The 26899-nt window shown below is 40.6% G+C and carries 25 protein-coding genes; 1 reads left to right on the top strand and 24 read right to left on the bottom strand.

Annotation, left to right across the window (positions count from 1 at the left end; all coding sequences use genetic code 11):
- The first annotated feature begins 51 nt into the window (after positions 1 to 51).
- Entirely contained in the window at positions 52 to 426 is a 375-nt protein-coding gene (locus JOC28_RS04485; protein ID WP_205009446.1) for an A24 family peptidase, read from the top strand.
- On the opposite strand, the gene JOC28_RS04480 is transcribed toward JOC28_RS04485, so the two are convergent.
- The 24 genes from JOC28_RS04480 to JOC28_RS04365 all read right to left on the bottom strand — a co-directional run bounded on the left by JOC28_RS04480 (position 404) and on the right by JOC28_RS04365 (position 26744).
- A complete protein-coding gene (locus JOC28_RS04480) occupies positions 404 to 1570 on the bottom strand; it encodes a sensor histidine kinase (protein ID WP_205009445.1) in 1167 nt (388 codons plus the stop codon). The genes JOC28_RS04485 and JOC28_RS04480 overlap by 23 nt on opposite strands.
- A 137-nt stretch (positions 1571 to 1707) precedes the next feature.
- Positions 1708 to 3072, bottom strand: a complete 1365-nt coding sequence (locus tag JOC28_RS04475; RefSeq protein WP_205009444.1) for a GHKL domain-containing protein — start codon at positions 3070 to 3072, stop codon at positions 1708 to 1710.
- A gap of 230 nt (positions 3073 to 3302) precedes the next feature.
- Positions 3303 to 4085, bottom strand: a complete 783-nt coding sequence (gene trpA, locus JOC28_RS04470; protein ID WP_205009443.1) for a tryptophan synthase subunit alpha — start codon at positions 4083 to 4085, stop codon at positions 3303 to 3305.
- Positions 4086 to 4088: 3 nt separating this feature from the next.
- Positions 4089 to 5291 (bottom strand): tryptophan synthase subunit beta, encoded by a 1203-nt coding sequence (trpB, locus tag JOC28_RS04465; RefSeq protein ID WP_205009442.1) that lies wholly within the window; start codon positions 5289 to 5291, stop codon positions 4089 to 4091.
- Positions 5288 to 5869, bottom strand: a complete 582-nt coding sequence (locus tag JOC28_RS04460) for a phosphoribosylanthranilate isomerase (protein WP_205009441.1) — start codon at positions 5867 to 5869, stop codon at positions 5288 to 5290. The genes trpB and JOC28_RS04460 overlap by 4 nt, the downstream gene beginning before the upstream one ends.
- A complete protein-coding gene (trpC, locus tag JOC28_RS04455) occupies positions 5856 to 6623 on the bottom strand; it encodes an indole-3-glycerol phosphate synthase TrpC (RefSeq protein WP_205009440.1) in 768 nt (255 codons plus the stop codon). The genes JOC28_RS04460 and trpC overlap by 14 nt, the downstream gene beginning before the upstream one ends.
- Positions 6620 to 7624 (bottom strand): anthranilate phosphoribosyltransferase, encoded by a 1005-nt coding sequence (gene trpD / locus JOC28_RS04450; protein ID WP_205009439.1) that lies wholly within the window; start codon positions 7622 to 7624, stop codon positions 6620 to 6622. Before trpD ends, trpC begins: the two co-directional genes overlap by 4 nt.
- 337 nt (positions 7625 to 7961) lie before the next feature.
- Entirely contained in the window at positions 7962 to 8528 is a 567-nt protein-coding gene (locus tag JOC28_RS04445; protein ID WP_205009438.1) for an aminodeoxychorismate/anthranilate synthase component II, read from the bottom strand.
- Positions 8525 to 9880, bottom strand: coding sequence for an anthranilate synthase component I (gene trpE / locus JOC28_RS04440; RefSeq protein WP_205009437.1), 1356 nt, complete (start codon positions 9878 to 9880; stop codon positions 8525 to 8527). Before trpE ends, JOC28_RS04445 begins: the two co-directional genes overlap by 4 nt.
- Positions 9881 to 10586: 706 nt before the next feature.
- Positions 10587 to 11189: a response regulator transcription factor gene (locus JOC28_RS04435; protein ID WP_205009436.1), complete on the bottom strand. Its 603-nt coding sequence runs from the start codon at positions 11187 to 11189 to the stop codon at positions 10587 to 10589.
- A gap of 317 nt (positions 11190 to 11506) precedes the next feature.
- Positions 11507 to 12589 carry a sensor histidine kinase gene (locus tag JOC28_RS04430; protein WP_205009435.1) on the bottom strand — a complete coding sequence of 361 codons (1083 nt, stop codon included), beginning with the start codon at positions 12587 to 12589 and terminating at the stop codon, positions 11507 to 11509.
- Positions 12586 to 13326, bottom strand: coding sequence for an ABC transporter permease (locus JOC28_RS04425; RefSeq protein WP_205009434.1), 741 nt, complete (start codon positions 13324 to 13326; stop codon positions 12586 to 12588). Before JOC28_RS04425 ends, JOC28_RS04430 begins: the two co-directional genes overlap by 4 nt.
- The gene (locus JOC28_RS04420; RefSeq protein WP_205009433.1) at positions 13323 to 14201 is read right to left on the bottom strand and encodes an ABC transporter ATP-binding protein; all 879 of its coding nucleotides are present in this window, start codon (positions 14199 to 14201) and stop codon (positions 13323 to 13325) included. Before JOC28_RS04420 ends, JOC28_RS04425 begins: the two co-directional genes overlap by 4 nt.
- Before the next feature lies 1 nt (position 14202).
- Entirely contained in the window at positions 14203 to 14418 is a 216-nt protein-coding gene (locus JOC28_RS04415) for a hypothetical protein (RefSeq protein WP_205009432.1), read from the bottom strand.
- A gap of 130 nt (positions 14419 to 14548) precedes the next feature.
- Positions 14549 to 15664, bottom strand: a complete 1116-nt coding sequence (locus JOC28_RS04410) for a hypothetical protein (RefSeq protein ID WP_205009431.1) — start codon at positions 15662 to 15664, stop codon at positions 14549 to 14551.
- Between the two features lie 297 nt (positions 15665 to 15961).
- Positions 15962 to 17008 carry a hypothetical protein gene (locus JOC28_RS04405; protein WP_205009430.1) on the bottom strand — a complete coding sequence of 349 codons (1047 nt, stop codon included), beginning with the start codon at positions 17006 to 17008 and terminating at the stop codon, positions 15962 to 15964.
- Between the two features lie 109 nt (positions 17009 to 17117).
- Positions 17118 to 18863, bottom strand: a complete 1746-nt coding sequence (locus tag JOC28_RS04400; protein WP_205009429.1) for an ABC transporter ATP-binding protein — start codon at positions 18861 to 18863, stop codon at positions 17118 to 17120.
- Entirely contained in the window at positions 18853 to 20604 is a 1752-nt protein-coding gene (locus JOC28_RS04395) for an ABC transporter ATP-binding protein (RefSeq protein WP_205009428.1), read from the bottom strand. Before JOC28_RS04395 ends, JOC28_RS04400 begins: the two co-directional genes overlap by 11 nt.
- A 147-nt stretch (positions 20605 to 20751) precedes the next feature.
- Complete coding sequence (locus tag JOC28_RS04390) at positions 20752 to 21252, bottom strand: VanZ family protein (RefSeq protein WP_205009427.1); 501 nt, start codon at positions 21250 to 21252, stop codon at positions 20752 to 20754.
- 2 nt (positions 21253 to 21254) lie between these two features.
- Complete coding sequence (gene rlmN, locus JOC28_RS04385) at positions 21255 to 22349, bottom strand: dual-specificity RNA methyltransferase RlmN (protein WP_205009426.1); 1095 nt, start codon at positions 22347 to 22349, stop codon at positions 21255 to 21257.
- Between the two features lie 246 nt (positions 22350 to 22595).
- Positions 22596 to 23237, bottom strand: coding sequence for a YutD family protein (locus JOC28_RS04380; protein ID WP_205009425.1), 642 nt, complete (start codon positions 23235 to 23237; stop codon positions 22596 to 22598).
- Between the two features lie 18 nt (positions 23238 to 23255).
- Positions 23256 to 24581 (bottom strand): bifunctional metallophosphatase/5'-nucleotidase, encoded by a 1326-nt coding sequence (locus tag JOC28_RS04375; RefSeq protein ID WP_205009424.1) that lies wholly within the window; start codon positions 24579 to 24581, stop codon positions 23256 to 23258.
- 110 nt (positions 24582 to 24691) lie between these two features.
- Positions 24692 to 25783: an MFS transporter gene (locus JOC28_RS04370; RefSeq protein WP_205009423.1), complete on the bottom strand. Its 1092-nt coding sequence runs from the start codon at positions 25781 to 25783 to the stop codon at positions 24692 to 24694.
- Between the two features lie 97 nt (positions 25784 to 25880).
- The gene (locus tag JOC28_RS04365; protein WP_205009422.1) at positions 25881 to 26744 is read right to left on the bottom strand and encodes a helix-turn-helix domain-containing protein; all 864 of its coding nucleotides are present in this window, start codon (positions 26742 to 26744) and stop codon (positions 25881 to 25883) included.
- Positions 26745 to 26899: the final 155 nt, after the last annotated feature.

Raw genomic sequence — 26899 nt, 5'->3', positions numbered from 1 at the left:
CTTGGACTGAGTCTCATATTTCTTATCATTTTATTGTTTGAAGAAGAAAGTATGGGACGACTTATTCTCCTATTTCTCGGACTGCTACTAAGCTACTTTGACCTCAAGACTAAAACTTATCCTCTATTTGTCTGGCTTCTTGCTAGTTTTCTTTTAGTCTGCTTTTATCCTATGACTGGGTTAACATGGATTCTGCTTGCTTTAGCAGGACTGGCTTTTCTTGGTTGGATCAGGATGGGTGAGGGAGATTTTCTCTATCTAGCTACAGCATCACTCCTTCTCAACCTCCAAGAAATTCTCTACTTAATTGAGATTTCCTGTCTACTAGGACTGGGCTATTTTCTTCTGACCAAAGAAAAAAAGGCGATTGCCTTCATCCCTTGTCTCTATATGGGACTAGCAATCATCCTTCTTCTTGATTTTTAGGAAGATGAATGGCAAAGACTTGACAATTTTCTTCACTAAAATAATCCAAATCCAAGTTCGGGAACTCTTCCTTGAAGTCTTTTAGCCTAAACTTCTGATCAAAGAGCAAGGTCTCTTCTCTCAAGGGAAGCTCTAAACGTAGACAAGATCTATCTTTTAGCTCTACATAACGAAAATGCAAAGGATCTTTATAAGCTTTATTCAGCTCAAACGCTCTTTCAAATATCTGATTTAGGCAAGCAATTATAAGACTAACAGTCTGATAATCCTGCATTAGCACCAAATGACAATCTAGATCTAACTGCATTCCAAGCTGTTTCGCTTCAATCATCTTAGAGGACAAAAATCCCTTTAGAGTTGGTGCCTTGATGTGTTCTAACTGCCAAACATCAATCTCATCTGAAATAGTTGTTAAGGACGGTTTGACAACCTGATTGTAAACTTCCTTAACCTTGTCAATATCCTGACTCTCCATACTGCTTCTCAGCGTCAGCATGATATTTTCATAGTCATGTTTAAAGCTGCGCAGTTCCTTATATTGGTCTTCAATATGCTCATTATACTCTTGAAGATTTTTAAGAGTCTCTCTTTCTTCCTGCGCCAGCTTTTCTTCCAAAAGTTGCTTAGATCGATGGTTTAAATAGACCAATATCAGGGCTAGCATCAAAATATTTGCAAGGATAAAATAGCTCTGAAACCTATAATAGATAGGAAGATAACCTGGTATGATAACCATCAGTACACCTTCAATATGCGTATAGGCGTAGAAGAAAAAAATCAAAGCAACCCCTAGATAGAAGCCCCAAGGATGCATTCCCTTCTTATAATGACGAATGGATGAAAAATCTAAGCGCATCGCAAAAGCAATAAAGAAGTAAAAGGGAATAATGAGCAGGTAACTGAGAACCATGATCCAGTTATTGCTGCTGATGGTATCCGCAGACAGTCTGAAGAGAGCTGGAAAAACCAGAATCAAGAGAACATAAGCCAAAACTTCAACGGTTAGCACTGTAAAGATTGAAAAGAAAAACCACTCCAATCTCTTTCTTTTTGGATCCGCCAATCTGCCCAAGGCATAAAGAAAAACGAAATCCAAGGGTACCGTCAAGTAGTCTGTCGTATAGGTGACAAGACAAAAAATCAAGCCAATCCACCATAATCTCCGAAGGGGGAGTTTCAACTGGCTACTATGGGAAAATATAATCCAGTTGTCTAAAAAAAGCACAACATAGAATAAGACAAATGATAAATAATAGTCCATCTCTCACCTCTCTTTAATTCTTACTCCTCCAGATTCATGATTAATCGCTGGCTAAAACGGTATTTTTTACTTTCAGTGGTCAGACTGATATTTGAATGGTCATTTAATATTTTTTGAACTGTCCATAGACCAATTCCTCTATCCTTACCTTTGGTTGAAAAACCTTCTTCAAAAAGCTCTCCAATATCAATTTTTTCATCAGAAGTCGTATTTTCAATAATAAGCATGAGCTGGTCATCTACGTGAAAAAAGGCAAAGTTAATCTGCGGTTTCTGACTGAGTCGTGTTGCTTCGACAGCATTGTCCCAAAAAATGGATACAATCCTAACAAGTTCCAATTCGGTAAGTGGAGTCTCAGTAAGAAGATCTGGAAGTTCCAGATTGATTTCAATTCCTTCTTCCTCACCCGAGATAATCTTAGAAGCCAGAAAGCTTTTAAGAGAAGTGATTTTAAGATTGGCTAGCTTGGTCAGACTGTAATAATTTTTATCAAAATGATGTGTCTCAGACATGACATCTTGAAAATACTGATTGGCCAGTTCAAGGTCGTTTTTATTAAGCACTTCTTCAAATTCCTTGAGCTCAACTCCTGATTCCAGTTTGAAATAAGCGATATTCTTGTAGAGTACCTCCAACTGCTTACCATAATTTGCTAAATTAGCTAAACGGTCATCGTACTGCCTCTTCAGCCTCTCTTTCAAACGAATTTTTAGAAATTGATTACGATAAGAAAGTAAGAGAACTGTTAGCATGCCGAAAATAAAAATCGAGGTCTTGCGATAGGAGGTTAGAAGTGGAACTTGACTCATAAATTTGAAGTAATAGATTTCTCCATGGATGGCAGGAATTGCATAAATAACCAAAAAATAAGCCAGTAAGCCATAGAGGATCGTTTTTACATATCCAGCCTCTCTAGCATCCTTAGGATTGTAAAGATCTGCCTGAGAGTTTTCTCTCATCAGAATGCTTCTGCTGATAAAATAGGTCGGAAAAACTAACAGATAAGAAGCAAAATAGAGTTCAGTACTGTAATTGACCTCTTCTATCGACTTTGAAAAGATATAGGTAAAGACGATGACAGAATAAAATCGCGACCACAAATCAACATAAAGAACTGGAAAAAACGCATAGTAGAGACGATAACGCCACTCCTTCTCTTTATTTTGCCAGTAGCTTAATATGAAAAAAGCCAGCAAATTAAGCAGAATAGCTCCCTGCCTAAAAATCACATATGAGATAAATAGAGCAAGATAAAGTAAGATGTTAAGCTTGATAGACCACTTTTTATTAGAAATCGTCGTATAAACGTAGTAGGTGATAGAAACTATGGAAAATTCAATAAAAGCACCATACAAAAAAAGTAAAAGATAATGCGTACTTGTCATTCTTTTCTCCTTTTGATTATATTGCAATACATTTTAATCGAATTCTTGTTCCCTAAGTTTATCATATATGTCATGATTAAAGCAATAAAAACAGCCTAAATAACTTATTAAAATTGACATTTTGTCAACTTCCTTAAATTTTTATACTGATTTACTTGAAACTCACAAAAAAGATCATGTTTGACAGAGATTTTTTTCTGTCAGACATAATCTTTCTTTTTATAAAATTATTATTTAGCGTAGTTTGAACCCTGTTGAACAAAGTCTGCAATATCCTGATCCTGTCCTTCATGCAAGCCTTTGACAATCTTGGTACCAACGATAACACCGTCTGAAACCTTGTTGAAACGAGCAATGTCTTCTTCTGTTGAGACACCAAAACCAGTCAAGACTGGAATGTCAGCCAGGTCAGTCAGATTTGCCAAGTGCTTATCGAGGTCATCACGGTAGTTGCCTGCCTTACCAGTAACACCATTGATGGCAACAGCATAAATAAAGCCTTCTGCTCCCTCAATCAAGGTCTTCTGACGATCCAGTCCCGTTGTCAAGCTGACAAGCGGAACAAGGGCAATATCTGTATCAGCCAAGAATGGCTTAATCATGTCTTCATGCTCATGAGGAAGGTCTGGAATAATCAAACCCTTGACAGATGTCTCTCTCAGGTCAGCTATAAATTTCTCAATGCCGTACTGATAAACAGGATTGATATAGGTCATGATAACCAATGGCACTTGACTCTCTTTTTCCTGCAATTTTTTAACGATGGCTGTCAGATTGACACCCTTGGCAAGGCTGCGCTGTCCCGCCAGCTCAATCACTGGTCCGTCAGCGACTGGATCTGACCAAGGAATTCCGACCTCAATGGCAGAAGCTCCGCTATTTTCCAAAAAAGTAATGGTATCAAAGAGCCCATCCAAGCCTTTGACATGGTCTCCTGCCATGATGTAAGGGACGAAAATCCCTTTTTTTGCTGCCTTAATGGCTTCCAAATGTTTGGTCAATGTCTTTGTCATAGCTTACTTCCCTTCTGCTTCAAAGCGTTCTTTCACCTGCATAACATCCTTGTCCCCACGACCTGATAGGCAGACAATGATAGACTTGTCTGGCCCAAGCTCCTTAGCGACCTTCTGAGTCAAGGCAATAGCATGGCTAGATTCAAGAGCTGGAATGATACCTTCAAGACGTGAGAGAAGACTGAAAGCCTCAAGTGCCTCGTCATCAGTGATAGAGTCATAGGTTGCACGACCAATATCATTGAAATAGCAGTGCTCTGGACCTATACCTGGATAGTCAAGACCAGCTGAAATTGAGAAGGCCTCCATGATTTGACCATGCTCGTCTTGAAGAACCTCCATAAGAGCTCCGTGTAGGATACCAGGGCGACCCTTGGCAAAGGTAGCTGCATGTTTTTCAGTATCCAGTCCCAAACCTGATGCTTCTGCACCATACATGGCAACAGATTCATCTTCCACAAAGGGATGGAAGAGACCGATGGCATTTGAACCACCACCGATACAAGCTAGGACTGCATCTGGCAGTTGACCGCCTGAGATTTCCGCATACTGGCGCTTAGCTTCCTTACCGATAACAGACTGGAAGTCACGAACGATTTCTGGGAATGGTGCTGGTCCAAGAGCTGAACCCATGATGTAGTGAGTGTCATCGATATTAGCAACCCAAGCACGAAGAGCTGCATTAACCGCATCCTTTAGCACGCGCGAACCGTCAGTCACTGAGAAGACCTTAGCTCCAAGCAGCTCCATACGGAAAACATTGAGGGCTTGACGCTTAACATCTTCCTCACCCATGTAAATAGTACATTCCATATCAAAGAGGGCTGCGGCTGTCGCTGTGGCAACACCGTGCTGACCTGCTCCTGTTTCAGCGATAATTTTCTTTTTACCCATGCGTTTGGCAAGGAGAACTTGACCAAGGGCGTTGTTGATTTTGTGGGCACCTGTGTGGTTGAGATCCTCACGTTTGAGGTAGATTTTGGCACCACCGATATGCTGCGTCAGACGCTCTGCATAATAGAGCGGTGTCTCACGCCCCACATAGTTTTTGAGAAGGGCATCCAGCTCCTCTTGGAAACTTGGATCTGCCTTAGCCTCACGATAGGCCTCGTCAAGTTCGATGACTGCTGTCATCAGCGTTTCTGGGACGAATTGTCCACCGAATCTTCCGTAAAATCCTTTATTGTCTGGTTGATTATAGGTCATTTTTTCACACTTTCTATAAATCTTGCTATCTTGTTCAGATCCTTGACACCGTCAGTTTCCACGCCAGAAGAGACATCGACGGCGTAGGGTTGGAAAATGGCTTGCGCTTCTGCTACATTGTCTGCTGTCAGCCCGCCTGCGATAAAATAAGGCTTTTTGATGTCTTTATCCGCCAATAAGTTCCAGTCAAAGGTCTGACCAGAGCCAGCAACTGGTGCATCAAAGAGCAGAAAATCAGCTGCGCTATCAAGAACAGTCGCATCACTCGTCACTTGAAGGGCTCTAATACTCGGCACCCTCAACTCTTCAAAAAGCTTGTCATCAAAGTCACCGTGCACCTGAACCACATCCAAGGGAATGCTTGCAATGGCTTCTTCTAGCTCTGCTAGACTTGGACTGACAAAGACACCGACTTTTTGAACACCTGCTGGGATAGCTTGCGCTAGCTCTCTTGCCTGCTCCAAAGTTACCTGACGCTTACTAGGTGCCAATACAAATCCGATATAATCAGCTCCGCTCTTGACGGCCTGAGCGACAGCTTCAGGGCTTGATAATCCGCAAATTTTAACCTTTGTCAATGGCAAGCTCCTTGATCTTATCCGCCACATTATCAGCCTTCATAAGAGCCGTGCCAACTAGAATACCATCGAAAAATGGTGCCACGAGTCCTGCGTCTTCTCCTGTGAAGATGGCTGACTCTGAGATGTAAATAGGCTCAGACTTGAAATGCGTTGACAGCTCAAGACTGGTATTGAGGTCGGTCTCAAAGGTGACCAGATTACGATTATTAACACCGATAATCTTGGCACCGATACGGTGAGCCACTTGAAGCTCTGGCAGATTATGGGTTTCAACCAAGACTTCCAGTCCCAGTCCAGTCGCAAAGTCATAGAGTTCCTTTAGACGACTTTCTGACAGAGCAGCCACAATCAAGAGAATAACCGTTGCACCTGCATTGCGGGAACGCACAATCTGCTTTTCATCGATGATAAAGTCCTTAGCCAAGGTCGGAATGGCAACCTGGCTAGAAATCTGACGGAGATAATCAATATCGCCTTTGAAGAAGACTTGGTCTGTCAAAACAGAAATCATGGCTGCGCCATTTGTCTCATAAGTCTTGGCTTGGGCAACAATATCCACATCAAGATTGATATCACCAAGACTAGGACTAGCCTTCTTGACTTCAGAGATAATTTGGAGTCGCTGTGGATTTTCCTTGACGTGTTCGTAAAAAGAATAGGTCTGACGAAGTGGCTGCAAGTCCTCCATGACAAGCCTTGCCACTTCTTTTTCTTTTTCGTCTAAGATGGTTGGGAGAAAGGTCTTACTCATACTTGTACCTCTTTGAGTGCTTGGAATTTAGCAAGGGCTGAGCCGTCCGCAATCAGCTGACGAGCTAGGTCAACCCCCTCTTTCAAACTGTCAGCTCTGCCATTAGCATAAAAACCAAGACCAGCGTTAAGAACAGTTGTCTCAAGATAAGGGCTAGCCTCGCCACGCAGGACGCTAAGGAGAATCTGAGCATTTTCCTGGGCATCGCCACCCGTGATATCAGCTAACTCAACCTTAGGCATGCCAAGGTCTTCATAGGTAAAGCTGTGCTGGCTGATGACACCATTGTCTAGGAGGGTGTAATGGTTGACACCGTAGAGAGCCGCCTCGTCCATATTGTCTGGACCAGTGATGATGATAGCACGCTTACGACCAAGCTTGTCCATAACCTGAGCCAAGGTCTCCTGCAATTCCTGACGGTAGAGACCCATGAGCTGCGTTTCAAGGTCAAGTGGATTTGCCAGGGGACCAACCAAGTTCATGATAGTTGGAATGCCTAGCGCCTGTCTGGCTGGACCAATAAAGCGCATGGCTGGATGCATGCTTTGAGCAAAGATAAAGGCAAGCCCTACCTCATCAAGCGCCTTGCTGAGCGTCTCTGGGCTGGCTGAAATATTGATGCCTAGCGCCTCAAGAACATCAGCAGAACCTGATTTTGAAGAAACGGAACGATTACCAGCCTTGGCAACACGAATGCCACCTGCTGCCAATACAAAGCAGACTGTGGTTGAAATATTGAAACTGTATGACTGGTCGCCACCAGTTCCACAGTTATCCATGGCATCTGTGTAGGTTTCTGGTAGGACGACGGCATGTTTTTTGAGAGCACGCACAATGCCTGTGATTTCATCAGCCGTCTCTCCTTTGACTTTGAGCCCCATAAGAAAGGCGGCAATCTGCGATTCACTGAGTCGGTCATTGAGGATATCATCAAAGAGACTCTCAACCTGCTCTTGACTCAAATCCTGACCATTAGCAATTTTTGTAAAAATATCTTTCATTGTAACTTACCTTTCTTTATGATACAAAGGGCGTTAAAAGGTTTCAGCAAAAATAGGGATTTTGACAAAGGGTCGTCAGACTCTAGGAAAAAGAGTCTTTTTTGCCAAGACCTTAGCCCGTGTTCAAATACACCTGATACAAAGCCCGCGGAACACAAAGCAAAAATAGGAACTATAACGACGACGCTTTAGCGTCTAGGCGTAGTTATCTTTTTTGCACAGTGTTCAGGGCGTGTTCAAATAAAATTTTTTGATCCATTATGACTTATTGCTTTTCTTAAGTAGTGCAGTAAAAGCTTACTTCATACACCAATAGCTAATACAAACTTTATTTGCTCTATCCAGCAACAATCTTAATAAAATTCTCAATCATTTTGAGGCCGTCTGGTGAGCCGATACTTTCTGGGTGATACTGCACTCCGTAGATTGGGAGTTCCTTGTGCTGAATAGCCATGATTTCTTGGTCATCTGTGGTGATGGCTGTCACTTCAAAATCTGCTGGCATTTGCTCAACCACGATTGAGTGGTAACGCATGATTGGGACATCATTGTCAATACCATCATAGATTGGTGATGGTGCTTCAAAAGTGATATTGCTCTGCTTACCGTGCATGACATTCTTTGCCAATCCTAGTTTGCCACCAAAGGTTTCAGCGATAGCTTGGTGTCCAAGACAAACACCGAGAATAGGTTTTTTGCCTGCAAAATCTCGAATCATGTCTTCCATTTTGCCAGCGTCAGCAGGCCATCCTGGTCCTGGTGAAAAGACTAAACCATCAGCCTCTGCTGCTGCTTCATAAAGAGAGTCATCATCATTGCGAAGCACCTTAACCTCTGTAAATGTCCCCAGATACTGGGCTAGGTTGTAGGTGAAAGAATCGTAATTATCAATCAATAAAATCATTGCACATCTCCTATTCTGGTCATGGCCTTGGCCTTGTTGATGGTTTCGTAGAATTCATTTTCAGGAACGCTGTCGTAAACAATCCCTGCTCCAGCCTGAACGTAGGCTTTGCTATTTTTCAAAATCATGGTACGGATAGCAATGGCAAAATCCATATCGCCAGTAGCTGACAGGTAGCCGATAGCTCCCGCATAAACACCACGTTTTTCCTTTTCAAGCTCGTAGATACGCTTCATGGCACGAATCTTGGGTGCTCCTGACACGGTACCTGCTGGCAGAGTCGCCTTGAGGGCATCCATGGCATTGAGCTCAGGAAGCAACTGCCCTTTGACAACGCTGGTCAAGTGCATAACATAGCGGAAATACTCAACTTCCATGTACTTGGTCACTTGGACGCTGCCGTTAGTAGCAATGCGTCCGATGTCATTGCGTCCAAGGTCAACCAACATGCGGTGCTCTGCTGTTTCCTTAATATCTGCCAAAAGATCCTCAGCTAGGGCTTGATCTTCCTCCTCACTGGCACCACGAGGACGCGTTCCTGCAATTGGATTGGTCGTTACAACACCATCCTTGACCGACACCAGACTCTCAGGACTTGCCCCAATAATCTGATAGTCACCAAAATCGTAGAAATAAAGGTAGTTAGAAGGATTAGTCACGCGCAGATTACGGTAGTAGTCCAGCGGATCGCCATCAAAAGGACTAGAAAAACGTTGACTGAGCACACATTGGAACATATCTCCCTCACGAATGAGACGCTTAGCCTCAGCCACCATGGTCTCAAAGTTTTCTTTTTCGATATGGTTAGAAAATTGCAGAGCTTGTAAGTCTTGTGGACTGAACTCATTGCTGGCTTGGGTCTGTAAATCTTTGACCACCTGTCCAAGAGCTTGACGCACCGCATCATTGTCACGTTTGCTGTAGATATTATCCTCAACCACGTAAACTTTTTCCTTCTTATGGTCAAAAATCAAATAAGATTCATAGACAAAGAAGTGCATATCTGGTGTGCCGATGGTATCTTCTGGAATATCTCCAATATTTTCATAGAGACTGATCATGTCATAACCAACAAATCCAATAGCACCGCCACCAAAAGGTAGGTCAGTGCTTGATCCCTTGACAGTCAGCTGATTGAGGTAATCAAGCGGATCTTGATCAACCGCTTTGCCATTTTCCGTCAAAACACCTTGATCGTACTTAATTTCAAAGACTGGGTTGTAGGCAACAATAGAAAAGCGGGCATTTTCCTTCTCGCGAGGAATGGACTCAAGGATAACCTTGTGCTCGCCCTGTACACGCATGTAAGCAAGAATGGGTGTTAATGTGTCAGCATTCAAAATTTTACGCATCTGTTCTTCCTCTTTCTGATTTGTTTAATTACTTTTTCTTGTTCTTGTTTTTGATAGTCTCCTTAGGTGGTGGGGTCGTAAGCAAACCTTCGGTTTCATTACTAAAGTAAAAGCCTAAGGTCTTTTACTTTCCCCCGAGCGACTTTGTCGCTCTTAGCACCACGGCGGAGACTATCGGAGGCGGCGTACTACGTACGCCTACATTTGTTGCAAACTTCGTTTGCTTTATCCACTGCCTCAAAGTGTAAAAACACCATTTACTGTAGAATTTTTATTTTTGCGACTCAGTAATCCTTTGTATAATTTAGGACAGCAATTGCAGAAATGTTTCTCATAAACAAAAAGCCCCACACAGAAAAAATCTGTGTGAGGGCGCTAAATCGGGTTTAACACGGTACCACCTCAATTAGTAGTTAGTCTTCTATTTGGCAACTACTATCTCATCATCCTCTATCAAGGACTCGCACTGTAAGGGGTGCCTACCTGAAGGACATGTCTTACCTTCACTTGATACCAATCAGCCCATTTCCTATAAGACCTCGACTGACTCGCAACAACCGTCAGCTTTCTGAACATCACTCTTAAAGTACTTCTTCTGATTTGATAACTATTATACACCATTGTTTGAAAATTGCAAGTTATTTTTGTTATTTTCTGACAAATGCAAAGGTTTTCTACCCTGTTTTCAAGTGGAAAGACGAACAATTCACTCCAACCACCCCATGTCACGCGCCTTTGTCATAGCCTCAATCCTTGTTCCTACTGATAGTTTGTTAAAGATAGAGGAGACATAATTTCTGACAGTTCCATTTGATAGGAAGAGCTGCGCAGCTATTTCTTTATTGGTCAGTCCTTGGCTAAGCAAGTACAGGACCTTTTGTTCTTGAGAGCTCAGAGGATTTTCAGCAACAAAGAGGTTCTCCATCAACTCTGGCGAATAATCTTTCTGCCCTGCCATTACCTTTTGAATCGTTCCCATCAATTCACTCGTCGAGCGATCCTTAAGCACGTAGGCATCCACTCCTGCTTTGACGGCTCTTTGAAAATAGCCTGTCCGCTTGAAGGTTGTAACAATAATAACTTTTAGATTTGGTTGCTGCTTTTTAGCCCACTCCAAAACTTCTAAACCAGATTTCTCAGGCATTTCCACATCTAAGATAGCGAGTTCTACCGCTTCTTGCTCGAGGACTTGCTGCGCCTCCAAGCCAGTTCCAGCCTGAAATATCTCAGAAATCTCATCCTCCATCAATAAGAGCTGGCACATGGCATCCCTTAACATGGCTTGATCTTCAGCTACTAAAATTCTCATTTTATCTTCTCTCTATGATATAAAAAATCCATCTGTTGTTGCTTTTCTTATAGTGGATTGAGAAAGGAATTAGAACACGCCCTAAAAACTCGGAATTTAGAGACGTAGCTGTTGCAGTTTTAACTGCTTACAGATACGGCTACTTTTGTGTAAATCATCTTGTGTGCAAGTACACTGCGCTGATTTCCTAAAATTCAGTCGTTTTTGGAGGGCTTTGTATCATTCAATAGGACTAGGCAAGGAGCGGAAGAATAGAACTGGCGTTCATCAAAGCGACTTGAACTGTGTCCTAACCTTTATTCAATTCACTATAGGTATCATTTTTCTGATAGTCGGACTAGGAGTACGGTAGGATTTTTGGGAGAAGTCAGTTCAATACTTCCTCCAATCATCTCCAAACGGTCTCGAATAGTGTGCAACTCCTGCCCTGTCCACTCAGAAAAGCCAAGACCATCATCCTCCATACGAATGCAAATCCCCTGCTCACGCCAAATTTTTAGACTAGCCTTCTGAGCCAGGCTATGCTTAATCACATTATTGGTCAGTTCTCGCACAATCATGATGAGACTCGACTCCAGCACTGGCGAAAGCACTTGGTTTGCCAACTGATTGTCTATTTTTAGGGTAATAGCAGAGCTGGTAAACATTTCTTCCAAACTAAGAAGTTCCTCATCAAAACGACGAAACTTAAGATTACTTATAATCTGTCTAACCTCCTGCATGGACTGGCGACTGATCTGATTGAGTTCAAGCAACTCTTTGCGGACCGAATCGACTTCCTTCTTCTCCAACAACTTAAGGGCAAGCTCAGTTTTCAGAGTCATCATAGCAAAGGTATGCCCCAGACTATCATGCAAATCACGCCCAATTCGATTCCGTTCATTTTCAGCAGCTAACAGATTGATGGTTTTGTGTTGCTCCATCATTTTAGCACGTAACAGGCGATCATTATATTCTCTTTTTCCAATAAAGGTCATAACATAAATAAAGACAGGCAATATGAGCAACTGCAATTTTTCATCAGTTGAGTAGCTAGGTAAAAAGAAAATCAGCAGCAAACTGAGCAAGATACTTATATGAAAGCTAATAAATCGTTTAGAAAGCCAAGAGTCATGATATTTATAAATCAGTAAATTACTGAGAAAAAAGAAATACCAGAAAAAATTGACATGATATAAAATGATATAGGCTAAAATGTAAGCTAGTAGTAAGTACCAGAAGAACCAATCATACTTTCTAGAAAAATCTCTAACGATGGCTAAATAGCCAATAACAAACAAAAGCGTCGTTAGCACTATAAAAACAGCACTCGTTATTGAATTTATGGCGGTTAGTGAAAAGATAAGAAATACCAAAGCGGCATCATATCTCAAAAACCGAAAACGTCTTTCCTTACTCAACGATCTCCAACTTCCTTTTGTTTCAAAAGATATCCTAAAATCAAGAGAGTCACCAAACTATAAGAAACTAGGATAATAAATGAATGATTAACTATTTTACCACTTTCTAAATAATTTGTAACTAACTCATGAAAACGATAGGTTGGCGTCCACTTACCAATACTTTGAATCCAATCTGGTAAGGTTGTCAAAGGCATCCACATTCCTCCAAGCATTGCAAGTCCAATATAAAGAAGATTTCCTAGTGCAGACATACTTTCTGATGATTTCAATTGTGCTAATAATAGTCCAAATGGCATGAAGGTCAATTCTCCAAATAAAAGAAGTAAGGCAGACAAAATCCAATCTTTAGCGGACATATCAACCTGTCTAAAGAAATGTCCAACTGCGAAATTTGCAAGGATTGCTAACGAGTAAAAGAGTAACATTCTCAGCAATTTTGACAAATAATAAACCCAAATCGGTACTGGACTATGACGAAGCAAGCGGAGACGATTACTCACTTGGTCTTCCTTAAGCGAAAAAGGAAGCGTAAAAAAGGTAAGTCCCAGACTTGAAAAAGCGGTCATAGAAATCAAATAATTCCTAACAAGCTCACGATTAGATACCGTATCATCAACATTGGATGAAAAAAATAGAAAGAAAAAGATTGGTAGTAAGATACAGGTAATCAGAGATTGCATTCCTCTTTTTGTCAGCAGCCACTCAACCTTCATCAAAGCTTTAAAATAAGTCATTTTTCTTCCCTTTCTGTTGTCATAAAAATACTGTCTAGCAAACTACGATTGGACATTTCAATATCTCTAATGGAACATCCACTATTTTCTAGTCGTTTCCAGACAAAGTCTGGCTCTCTTGTTACAAATATAAGATTATCTCGATTGACCTCTAAATCTGATATCTCTTTCCATTTCTCCACTTCTGACTTAAATCGACTAGGAACTGTAAAGACCTTTTGCTTCTCTTCTGCTTTCATGGCATAAGGCGTTGTATCTCTTAACAAACGTCCCTGATTTAGAACCAAAATCCTATCAGCCGTATGCTCAACTTCTTCAATATAATGACTAGAATAGATAATGGTTATTCCCTTAGACTTCAATTCTTCAATCATTTCCCAGAAATATTGTCTTGTTGAAGTATCCATACCTGCAGTCGGCTCATCTAAAAAGAGGAGTTTTGGCTTACCTACCAAGGCTAAAACAAATTGTAAGAGTCGCTTTTGTCCTCCAGATAGTTTCTCAGCAAAATCCGCATACTGTTTTTGTGAAAATTGCAAGAACTTCTCAATCTCATCACGTGTCAGGCAATCCTTATAAATTGCTTGTTGAAAAGTAATCAATTCATTAACCGTCATCTTTTTTTGAACGACATTGTCTTGAAAGAGAACAGCAACTTGATGACGTAAGGCTTTGTCCTTTGGTGACAAACCAAATAGACGGATGGTTCCCTTTTGATAAGCCACATCCCCTAGAAGACATGACATGAGAGTCGTCTTACCTGCACCATTTGGTCCGATAAGGGCAACGCATTCACCCGCCTCAATCTCAAAGGAAATATCTGACAGGATAGGTTTATCTTTTATGCTTTTTGATAGTTTTTCTACTGTAATCATCTTATTTCTCCAAAATTTCTTTAAATAGGGCTTTCAAAATAGCAAGGGCAACAAGTAAGGGGATGGTTATTGAGTAAACAAGTCCAATCAACCGACCTGATAGCCCTGCTATTTCCCAAAAAAGACTATCGTCAGGCTTAATAAATCCTGATACAAATAATAGATTTATGACAAGAATAGATAAAATAAAACTGACGACCATAATTTTCTTTTTCATCGGTTGTCTCCTTACATTTGATAGTCTTATTCTACTGCTTGCTCTGTCATCTTTTTTAGTTCTATCAGTCATAAGATGATATGACATTTGTCATAGAAAAAAGAACCAACATTAGATTAGTTCTTCCTTCTTAATTACTAAAACTGTCGCTGACGACATGCCAGTTGGTTGCATCTAGGTTACCTTCTTCTAGTTGTCCGTCTGAATTGACACGGTAGAGAGCCAGTCTTGTGCCGCTGTCACTTGTCTTTCTGACGCTGGCATAAACAAGACCGTCGTCGTATGATTTGACATTAACAAAATAGTTGGATTGGTCGCTGGATGATAGATTTTTAGCACTAGCATAGGTTGCCAAAACCCATGACTGAACTTGAGATTCCGTCAAACTTTTCGTGTCAACTGAGCTTGTTGAGCTCGAACTTTCAGTCGTTGAAGATGAGCTCGATGATGACGAACTTGATGAACTTGAGCTCGACGATGAACTACTGCTTGATGATTTTGAGCTTGAGCTTGGGATATAAGAGGTACCTTTGGTCAAAGCTAGCGCTTTTGAGCTCGTATAGTCTGAGCTGAGGTCACTACTTGTTTGCCATGTTTGAGGATAGATGCTCTCTGATGAAATCAAGACACCATAAGATGTTCCAGTCTGGTCAAATTGAAAAGCGGAAGCATCTCCAGAAACAAAATTAAGCTTAAAGAGTCCCTTACCAATCAACTGGTATGACTCAATCTGCCCATAAGTGTAACCAGCTTTGCTATCATAACGAGTAATGTAACCAGAATCATCAATAATCAATGTTACCTTACTAGTCGAAGTCGTACCGCCCCAGGTTCCAACTAGGGAAGAAGGAACACCAGAAATGGCTTGACCGATCGTGTCACTCGAACTCGTAGAGCTACTAGTTGAGGACATGGTCATGCCAGTAGACATACTGGTACTATCCGATTGTTGACTTTGTACTTGGAACTGCCAGAAAAGGTAGCTGATAATTGAAAAAATAGCCAAGACAATCACAACAATAAGATACTTCAACCAAGATTTCTTCTTTGAAGCTTTTTTGCCTGCCGAGGTTGGTTGTTTTTCCAACATTGACTCATAAACCTTGAGTAAATTTTGTATCTCACGAACTTGCTCCATTGTTTCAGCTCGTTTCAAAGCTGCTTCGAGTTCTTTGATTTTAATCTTAACTTGTCTCTTATTCAGATTTTCTTCTGAATCCTGACGACGAAATTGCTGTTCTGACAAATCCTTACTCCTTAAACTATAATTTCACAGTATTTCCATACAACACTAAGATAAAAAAGAGAGATAGCAAGCATAACCTATTCTCAGCCCTCTCCCACTAAACTTTTACTCCATTATATCTAAAGAACCTATCTATTTCATGACGGAACTGTAGATTAGTTTACAATTTGATGACAAACGTAAAGAAAAAGATTTATCGCAGAAAAACGATAAATCTAGTTAGTATGCAATATGATAGGTCAAGTAAAACTAAAATTGAATATTAGTTTGAGAAAAAAGAAACTAATTTCTCTCAATCTATTCCGTAAAAGTACTACTTACAATACGCCAGTTGGTTGAGTCAAGATTTCCTTCTTCCAGCTCACCATCTGAATTAACCCTATAAAGGGCAATCCTAGTGTTTTTATCACTATATCGTCTTACACTAGCATAAACTAAGCCATCATTATAAGATTTTACATTAACAAAATAATTGGCCTTTTCACTTTCTGATAAGCGATAAGTAGAGGCATAAGTTGCTAAAACCCATGATTGAACCTGTGATTCTGTTAGGTTCTTTGTATCAACATAAGATGAACTTGATGATGGCAGGTAAGAAACTCCCTTAGTTAGGGCAACATCTTTAGAAATCTTACTATAATCATATTCACCACCGATTGTAGTCTGCCAATATTGAGGATATAGAGTATCTCCTGAAATATAGACTCCTGAAATAGTTTCAAGACCCGCATCTCCAATTTGTGCAAATAAAAATGGTAGGCTATTTGTGGTTGAATCAATTCGATAAGTGTTTTGTCCCACCAGAGTATAGGATGAAATTTGGCTATAACTATATCGACCGGCTTCATAACGAGTAATCAAACCTGACTCGTCAACGACGACAGTCACTCGACCTGTAAAATAAGTCCCACCCCAAGTTCCTACTAGAGCAGAGGGAACAGCTGAAACAGTCTTGCTTGAACTTGCAGTCGAACTAGATACTGTTGTAGTGGACGAAGAAGAGCTGCTTGGAGAACTTGAACTAGAAGAAACTGTAGTCGTTGAAGGATTCCAAACAGTCTCCGAAGCCTGTCTATGAACTTGAAATTGCCAAAATAAAAAGACTATGATAATAAAGATAAAGGCAACAACAAAAGAGATTAATTGAATTATCCGACGGCGTCTTATCAACTTAGCCAACTCTGCCTTATAAACTGCGAGGAGAGCCTGTAATTTTTCAATTTCTTCAGGGTCCTTTGTTTGTGTCAGAGCTAACTCAATTTGAAATATCTTATTTTTTATCGCATTCCTATTAAGCACTTCAGTTTGACGTGAAATTGCTGAAGAGATATTATCCGTAGTCATTTCTTTTCCTCCTAAAACTTTAAACTATACGAATACATTATACTCCAAATTTCTTTTATTTTTACACTTTATAATAAAACAACCAAGTTTTTTACTTGATTGCTTATTCTTATTCCCCCATAGACCCTGCTTGGAGTTGGTACATTTTGTAGTAAGTGCCCTTGAGTGCTAAAAGCTCTTCGTGGCTACCACTCTCAATGATACGTCCCTTGTCCAGCACGTAGATGCAGTTGGCGTCCTGGATGGTTGAGAGGCGATGGGCGATAGCGATGGTTGTACGACCCTGACGCATTTTAGCCAGCGAATTTTGCACGATGCTTTCTGTCTCTGAGTCGATATTGGCAGTCGCTTCATCTAGGATTAGCACCTTAGGTTGGCTGGCAACTGTTCTGGCAAAGGCCAATAGCTGGCGCTGACCTGTTGAAAAGCTTGAGCCACGCTCTGAAACAGCTTGGTCATACTTGTCAGGTAGTTTCTGGATGAATTGGTCTGCGTCAACAAACTCGGCTGCCGCCTTAATCTCTTCATCTGAAAGGTCTTGATACATGGCAATATTAGACTTAATCGTTCCATGATAGAGGAAGGGATCCTGCAAGACCAGTCCCACATTGTCACGAAGTTCTTGCTGAGCGTATTGACGGATATCAACGCCATCTAGGAGAACTTGACCTGATGCGAACTCATAAAAACGCATGAAAACGTTGATGATAGATGACTTCCCTGAACCTGTGTGTCCAACAAAAGCAATAGTTTCACCCTTGTTAACCTTGAAGGAAATCTTATCAAGAATTTGATGCTTGCCATCATAAGAGAAGGACACATCTTTAAACTCGATATTACCATCCACGACTTTAGCTCCGCTATTTTCCTGATGAGGCTCATAACCACGCTCATCGATAAGGTCAAAGACACGACCTGCTGAAACCATAGAGGTTTGCAGGGTTGAGAAGTTCTGAGTGACCTCAATCAGTGGGTCGAAAAGACGGTTGATGTACTGAATAAAGGCGTACATAACCCCAGCTGAAATCCCAATATCAAGCCCTCTAAAACCAAAGTAGGCCATGAGAACCGCATAGGCAAGGAGCTTGAGAAGTGACATAGCTGGTCTCAAAAAGAGAGAATCCAAGGCCATAGAACGATTGGCAAACTCAACGTGCTCAGCATTGATCTTGTCAAACTCTTCCTTAAGACGCTTCTGCTGATTGAAGGCCTGAACGATACGAATCCCTTCAATACTCTCAGACAGTTTAGAGTTGATATCTGAAAGAAGGGCACGTGTTCGGCTGATAACATGAACAGACTTTTTACGGTAAAGGTTAACCAAAATAAAGATAAAGGGCAGGAAGATTGCTACCAAACCTGTCAAACGAACATCTAAAAGCAACATGGCATAAAGGGTTGTGACAAAGATAAAGATAGCCGAGATAAAGCTTGACAAGAGCCCTGAGAACATATCGCTGATTGTCTCAGTATCATTGGTGATACGAGAAACAATCGAGCCCGCAGGTGTGCGGTCAAAGTAAGACATGCCTAGCTTTTCCATGTTGGCAAAGGCATCACGGCGAATATCTCTGACAATACTATAAGACACACGCGCAAAGAGAAGATTCCCCACATATTGGATAATGGTCTGCAAGAGATAAAGACCATAGTAGCCTAGCAAAATCATCAGAGCTGTCTGATTGATATTGGTCAGATAGTGGTCGATAAAGTGAGAAGCAACTAAAGGAATGATACTCTTAACAACCGTTGTCAATAACAAGAAAGCCAGCGCAAAGAAGGTCAACCATTTATAGGGTTTCAAATAGCTGAGCAGGCGCTTAAAGACGCGCCATTGTTGATCATTATTGGACATCTTCTAGCCCTCCTTCTTCTAATTCAAGTTGTTGAGACTCATAGGTCTCCGCATACCAGCCATCTTGAGCAATCAAGTCTTCATGACGTCCACGCTCTAGAATGCGACCATCCTGCATAACCAAAATCAGATCCGCATGGACAACAGCACTGAGACGGTGGGCAATGATAATCGTCGTCTTATCCTGACGTGTTTCCTTAAGATTATCAATAATAGCATACTCTGTCTTGGCATCAACCGCAGAAAGCGAATCATCCAAAATCAGAATATCTGGATCCAAAATCATGGCACGACTCATGGCAATACGCTGCTTCTGACCACCTGAAAGTGAAACACCCTTCTCACCAATCAAGGTCTCAAAGCCAGCAGGCATGGCTTCAATGTCATCGTAGACCTGAGCCAATTTAGCAGCCTCTTTAACCTGATCTTCAGACAGACTTGGATTACCAAAGCGGATATTCTCCATAATTGTTGTCGCAAAGAGGAACTGATCCTGAGGAACATAGCCCATAAGACCACGCAGGTCTTCCAAACTGTAATCACGAAGATCGTGACCATTGAGCTTAATACTCCCCTTGTTAACATCGTATTCACGAAGGAGGAGTTTAACCAGACTGGTCTTACCTGAACCAGTTTGCCCAACCAAACCAAGTGTCTGACCTCTTTCAAGGGCAAAATGCACAGCAGCCAAAGTCTCCTCATCTTCAAATGAAAAACTGTCGATATCATATTCCAAACGACCATTTTCAATCGGTTTGACAGGATTTTCAGGATCCTTGATATCTGACTCCTCAGATAAAAGACGATTGATACGGTCGTAAGAAACATCCCCACGCTGAATCATATTGAATAGGAAACCAACCGCCTGCAAAGGCCAAACCAACATATCCAAATAGGTAATGAAAGTCACCATGTGACCGACAGTCACACGACCTTGAGCAACCATGTAGCCACCCACCAAAAGCGTCAACGCATAAGATGCCCCGACAAAGAGGAGAACCATCGGATCCCAAAGCGTGTCGTAGGTCATGGTTACCATATTCTTCTTGTAGGTCATTTTATTGGTCTCTTGGAAAGAGCGGAGCTCCTCTTCTTGATAACCGAAGGACTTGGTCACCTTGATCCCTGAAACAGATTCCTGAACCTTATTATTAAGCTCAGAAAAGGCAGCCTGAGAATCTCCAAAAGCCTTGTGGGTCTTACGACCCAATCGGCTGGTCGCAATTGCCATGAAAGGCAGTGGAATAATAGCAACCAGCGTCATTTCCCAAGAAATAGAGAAAAACATGGTAATCAAGGTCACCAAAGCTGTGATGGAAGCATCCACCGCAGACATAACCCCACCACCTGCAAGACGAGTCAATGCATTGATATCATTGGTCGCATGCGCCATCAAATCACCCGTACGATAACTCTGATAAAAGGACGGAGACATACGTGTGAAGTGCTCAAAGAGACGCGAACGCATGATTTGCCCCAAACGGTATGAAGTCCCCAAAATGAACATTCGCCAGACATAGCGTAGATAATACATGGCAAAAGCAGCCAAAAGCAGATAGAATAAATCCAGCAAAAGCTGATTGCTGGTTAGAGTCTTAACATCGATACCATCAATAACATCCCCCATAACCGCAGGAGGAATCAGATTCAAGACCGACACCAGACTCAGCGCCAAAATCCCCAAAATATAGCGTTTCTTCTCTAGCTTGAAGAACCACCAAAGCTTCCTAATAATAGACATAACTTTCCTTTCTAAAATAATCCAAAGTCATATCACAGAAAAAAGGACGGCGTCTGACCGTCACTTTTTCACATGTTCTTTAAAATAAGTCTCATTATAACATAAGTTATCAAAGATTGCTTATGCCTTGTCTGCCAAATTACTCGCCTAGTCAGTCTTTCTACTTCCTGTTAAGAGACGATAGGTCAGATAGGCTAGGAGAACACCCAGACTATTGGTCCAGAGGTCGTCAATCTCAAAGACACGATTGGCATCATAGAGCAAATCTACCAAAATCTGTCCCGTCTCAATCCCCAAACTAATCAAAAAGCCGTAAAGCAAACTTGATTTGACGCTCCGCCATTCTTTTCGTAAAAAGACCAGACAAAGCCCTAGAGGATAGAGGAGAAAAACGTTAGAAAGATTTTGCCCGAAGACCCAGATAATCTCCTTAAGACTGGTTAATTGTCCAGCGCTAACCAATGAATTAAAGGGTACCAAAAGCAATCTCAAACGCCCCCAATAAATGATATTGGGTGTTGTAACGCCATCAGCCAGTCCCCATTGTGGCGAAAAGCAGAGCAGGCAGATAAAAAGGGTGTAGACTATCGCTATGCAAGAGACGATTCTAGTCCAAGTTGAACTTAGATTCTTTGGCAAGAGTGCCATGCTTATTTACCAGCAGCATCCGCTACAGCTTTTTGACGGTCACGTTTCATTGTGTTTGAACGCAATTGACCGCAGGCTGCATCAATATCTGTACCGTGCTCTTGACGAACCACACAGTTAACACCATTTTTCTTAAGAACATCGTAGAAGGCAGCCACGCGCTCTTTAGATGAACGACTGTATTGATCGTGCTCTGAAACTGGATTGTAAGGAATCAAGTTGATGTAAGAGAGCTTACGAATGTTCTTAGTCAAGTCTGCCAACTCCTGTGCATTCTCAGGGTGGTCATTGACTTCACTCAACATGATGTATTCAAAGGTCACACGACGGTTAGTCGTTTCAATGTAGTACTCGATAGCTTCAAAGAGCTTCTCAAGCGGAAATGAACGGTTGATACGCATGATGCTTGAGCGCAGCTCATTGTTAGGAGCGTGAAGGGAAACCGCCAAGTTAACTTGAACGCCTTCGTTGGCAAATTCTTTGATTTTGTGAGCAAGACCTGACGTTGAAACGGTGATGTGACGGGCACCGATGGCAAGACCATTGTCATCATTGATTGTACGAAGGAACTTAAGCACATTTGTGTAGTTATCAAATGGCTCACCGATACCCATAACAACCACGTGGCTGACACGTTCGCCCTCACCACGATCGTCAAAATATTTTTGAACCAACATGATTTGAGCAGTGATTTCACCATTGTTAAGGTCACGTTGTTTTTTGATCAATCCGCTGGCGCAGAAGGTACAACCGATATTACAACCAACCTGAGTTGTCACACAGACAGAAAGACCGTAGTGCTGACGCATCAAAACAGTCTCAATAAGCATACCGTCTGGCAATTCAAAGAGGTACTTAACCGTACCATCTTTAGACTCTTGAACGATACGTTGTTTCAATGGATTAACGCAGAAATTAGCATTTAAAGTCTCGATAAATTCTTTTGAAATGTTAGTCATTTCCTCGAAAGATTGAACACGTTTGCGATAAAGCCAATCCCAAATTTGTGTTGCACGGAATTTCTTCTCGCCGTGCTCGATTGTCCACTCGATAAGTTCATCACGAGTAAGACCGTAAATAGATGGTTTGTTTGACATGATTTTTTACATAGATCAGCCCAAAGACTGACCTTCCTTTCTAATGATACAAAGGGCGTTAAGCGGGCATAGTCAAAATAGGGAACTTGACGAAGACGCAAAGCGTCTAGGAAATGTTCATCTTTTTGACACAGTATTTAGGGCGTGTTCGAATACAATGATACAAAGAGCATTTAAGCTACTAGCCTCTTATACCGCTCCTAGCTTGTACTCAACTCTGAAACTAGCAAAACGCCAGACTTACAATCAATCAGATTTTTTCTTACGAATGGTAAAGCTCTGCTGTCCCTTGTTTGCTGACTGATTTTCTTCTCTAGTAGGTCTAGCTTTCTGACTTCTAGACGGCTTGCGCTTTTTACTAGTGAAGGTCTTAGCTTCACTCTTAGGAGACTGGTCTTGAGATTTAGCCTGAGAAGGTTTCTTACTTCTAGACCTTTTCGACTTAACTTGTTCCTGCTGAGCTGATTCTGTCTGCGCTTTGCTCTTTGGTTTACGACGACGCTTGCGCTTAGGAAATTTTTCCTCTTCAAAGACAATCTCAATCGGCTGATCATTTTCAAGAACAAAGTAGGCACAACCATAGTTGCAGTACTCCTTGATATAATCCTCCAGACGCGAGATGCGGCTTAGTCTCTTGATATCTGCACGATCCTTGTAAAAACCACGCAAACGCAACTGCTCATTACCCCAATCTCCGACGATATAATCATACTTGAGGAGAATTTCTGAAAAACGCTGACTAAAGACAGTCGCATCAAAGGCATCTTTGACATTTTCAACAAGTCTGAACTGGTAGTCATCACTCTTGACCTGATCGTCAAAAAAGACAAATTGCGGACCAGGAAACTTGTTGTAATTGTACATATCTGCCGTGATTTCTTTTCTCATTAACTCCTCCCATAGACTCTACTGTCGCAAATCATCCGCCACTAACTCTCTCAAAAGCTCTGGGAACAGTAATTCTGCCTTTTTAGACTTAATCGTCTCAAAGTAAGAGGCAAAATAATACTGATCAACAAGAACGAGACTGTAGCGATCTGATTTTCTTATAACCTTATCATTATACACTATTTTTCCGTTTTTGTAAGTAAATCCACTCGTCAAAACGTTTCCAAAAATCTTTCCACGAAAGCCCATTCCCTTGATCTGCTGACTTCTGAGAAGCTCCTCCTTGCCAAAGACTTCCTGACAAATCTCTGCTAACTCATCCAGCGTCACTTCCAACCTAACCAGACGCATCTGATGAGGGAGCGACCTTTGGAGCTCTGCCATGGTCAAATCCTTGGTAAAAGGCTCTACAATCAAGCCTGAATTGATGATACAAAAAGGAGCTTGCGCATAGGATTTCATAGCTTTCATGGTTAAATCCGCTGACGCTTCAAGCGTTAAATCATGGTCAAACTGGCAAATCTTATCCTCAGATAAAAGGTCAAAACCTCTCTTCACTTGTTCCTCAATCCAAATCTCATCCTCTGGCAAACTTGGTAAATGTGAGGTCTTATGTGCCAGTATCTCTATCTGGTCAATCTGACCATCCTTTAAGTTAAGGTCAATTTGACCAACATATTCACCGTAACGACCTGCAGCAGCCAGATAGGTCCCATTGACCACCGCTCCTTCCTCCAAGAGGTGGTGGGTATGACTACCTATGATAAGGTCAATCTGATCAAAACGCTCTGCTATTTTTTCATCATAAGGAAGCCCTAGATGACTGAGAAGGACGATCAAATCTGCCTCAGCAACTTCCTCTCTCGTAAGGTCACGCTCTAGGCAGGTCAAAGGGTCCAGAACCTGCCAGCCATTAGGCTGATAGGTCAGATAATAAGGAAACGTGTAGGCTAGAAAGGCGATTTTAGTCCCAGCCTTGGTCTTATAGATGGCATAGGGACTCGCCCAGGCAGGCTGACCTGTACCATCCTCAAGATTGCCAAGCAAGACCTGAAAGTCAGCCTCATCATAGAGTTTATTCATCTCAGCTTTACTGAGACCAATCCCTTCATTGTTGCCAATCGTCGCAAAATCAAGCTGCAACCGATTCATCAGGTGAACATTGGCACGACCTGATGTTGCTGCCGTCAAGGGATGGCTCTTGTCCACATTGTCACCGATATCAAGACGAATAGTCTCTATCTCATCAGGACAAGCCCTCTCGAAGAATCGCTTGACCTTGGGATAATGCTCAAAATGCGAATGCAAATCATTTAAATGTAAGAGTCGAATCTGTTCAATCATACCTTCATTGTAGCACTTTCTATCAAAAGTGGGTTTGAAAAGGATGAGAAAAGATAAAAACAAAAAAGACTTGAAATCAAATGTCAACAATATTGATTTCAAGCCTTATATTAATTGTTCTGCTTTTTGGTTGTTGATAAATAAACGATTAAACAAAGAAATGCCACGATACCAAATATTAAGAAATTACTCCTTATACTAAAGCTATCTGCAAAAATTCCTGCAAGAAAATCCGATATCATAAAACTAATTGAAATACACAGATTATAGACTGACCATGATACCGCTCTATTATTTTCTATTGCCACATTAAATTTAGCATAGAAGTGATTATTGTAGTTTGCATTCAATATACGCATGGCTATAAAAATAATAATCTGAAGGAGTAAACTATTTTGAAAAAATATGAAAATTGCTAGTAAAGGCAACAATAAACTTATTTCAAACCTAATTTTTAAATAACTCCCCACTGCCATAGATATATTGAATAGAAATAATACAATTCCTAGCAAATCAAGAGATAGACCCTGTTTGTTCAAAAAAATACTTGCATAGGAATTACTAATCATAATCAAAGTTGAAAATGCTGTCCCTAACACTATTAGATGCCATGGAATATTACTAATCGTTTTAATCGTGAAAAAGTCACTTTCCTTACTGGAGCTCTTCTTTATCTCAGGTAAAAAACTTAAATTCAATAAACTAACTACCACAAATACAATAGAAATAATAAGTGGATAATCGTCATTCCTATTTAGTAAAAATGGTGACAATATCGTAATAACAGCAATAAATATATACTTTATTGTATTTAGATATTTCAAAAACGATTTATAAACTACCTCATCATCAATAATTTCAAAATTATATGCATTAAGAACACCTGATGATAGTGATTCTGACAACCCAAAAAATACAGCTGAAATATAGACTAGATTTGATTTTCCAAATAGCAGACAAGATAATGCTAAAATCAATAATACATTTGATATAACTAAAATCTTTTTATAGCCCATTTTGCCGGCGACAAAACTTAAAGGAATATCAAAAACTGAGCCAAATAATTCAGTAATAACAGATAATGTTGCTATTTCTGTAAAAGAAAAACCCAAATGATTCAGCAGTAGTATCTCTATAAAATAATATGGTAAAGCAGACAGGAATATATTCATTCCATATAGGTTGAAAAACGTTTTATTCATAAATGACTCGCTGTGTTGCTAACTTAAAATATGAACACTCCTTAAGTTATTTTACATCAAATCAATCTGTCAAGCATTTCATTCCCATATCTGCTGACTAGCTATTTTCTCTTAAAATTTTATCTAAATGTCCTTCATAAGTCTTTGCTATATGATTACTTCCTACAAGTTTCATTGCTGCGATACATTTCTTCATTTCAATAATTACCTTATTATCTTTTTCTTTTTTGTATCGATATAGATTTTTTGCATATTGAAATACCAAACGTTCGTACATTTCTGTTTCTATAAAGAAACATTGGTCTAACTGCTTTTCAAAATACAAAGCATCTAGCAATGCTCCCCTCTCAATACAAGTGATATAACCATTTAATAACATTGTAGAGATTAAGCGCCTATTATTTGGAATTTCTTTATAAAAATCAGACCGCCTTGACATTTCTCTAGCCAAAATCATAAAAACATCATGTTTTAAGACATCCAGGGTATTGGAAAAAATCAATAATTCATAATATCCCCAATATTCAACACCAAAGAGATAGTCTGTTAATTCCAGCAAATCTTGTTCTGAATAATAGCTTTCTCCAGACAAATCTTGCAAACGAATTTTTAACAAAATAATATTAATTTGATGAAATTTCTCTCGCTCAGAATGAGACTCTATTTGTGAGTATAGTAACTTTTTTAAACCTTCAACATCATGACTTGATACAAATTGTCGAACTTTAGACAGAAGTTCATTTAAATCATCACGATGAAAATCATGAACAGCATACATAAATTCATCAATCGGCATTTTAATCTCATCTAAGATAAACATAAACTTCGATATCGTTAAATCGGTCTCCCCTTTCTCAAATCTAGAGAGTTGAGATGTTGATATACCAGACCTTGCAACATCTTTTAATCGCAATCCTCTTGATTCTCGAAAAGTTCTAAAAATTTCTCCAAAATTTTTCATATCACACCTCCATTACGCATATATGGGAATATATTTTCTCAATAATAGCATACAATATAGAAAAACATACTAAGATTAGTAGTGAGGAAATCTCCGACGGGAGAGAGTACTCACTACTTTTTCTTTATGCTAAAGTAGAGGTGTCTTGTTAAGTC

The organism is Streptococcus loxodontisalivarius, assembly GCF_016908645.1.
In the GTDB taxonomy this organism is placed as follows: Bacteria; Bacillota; Bacilli; order Lactobacillales; family Streptococcaceae; genus Streptococcus; species Streptococcus loxodontisalivarius.
The sequence above is the reverse complement of the archived record's forward strand: the minus strand, read 5'-3'. Positions and strand labels throughout refer to the sequence as shown.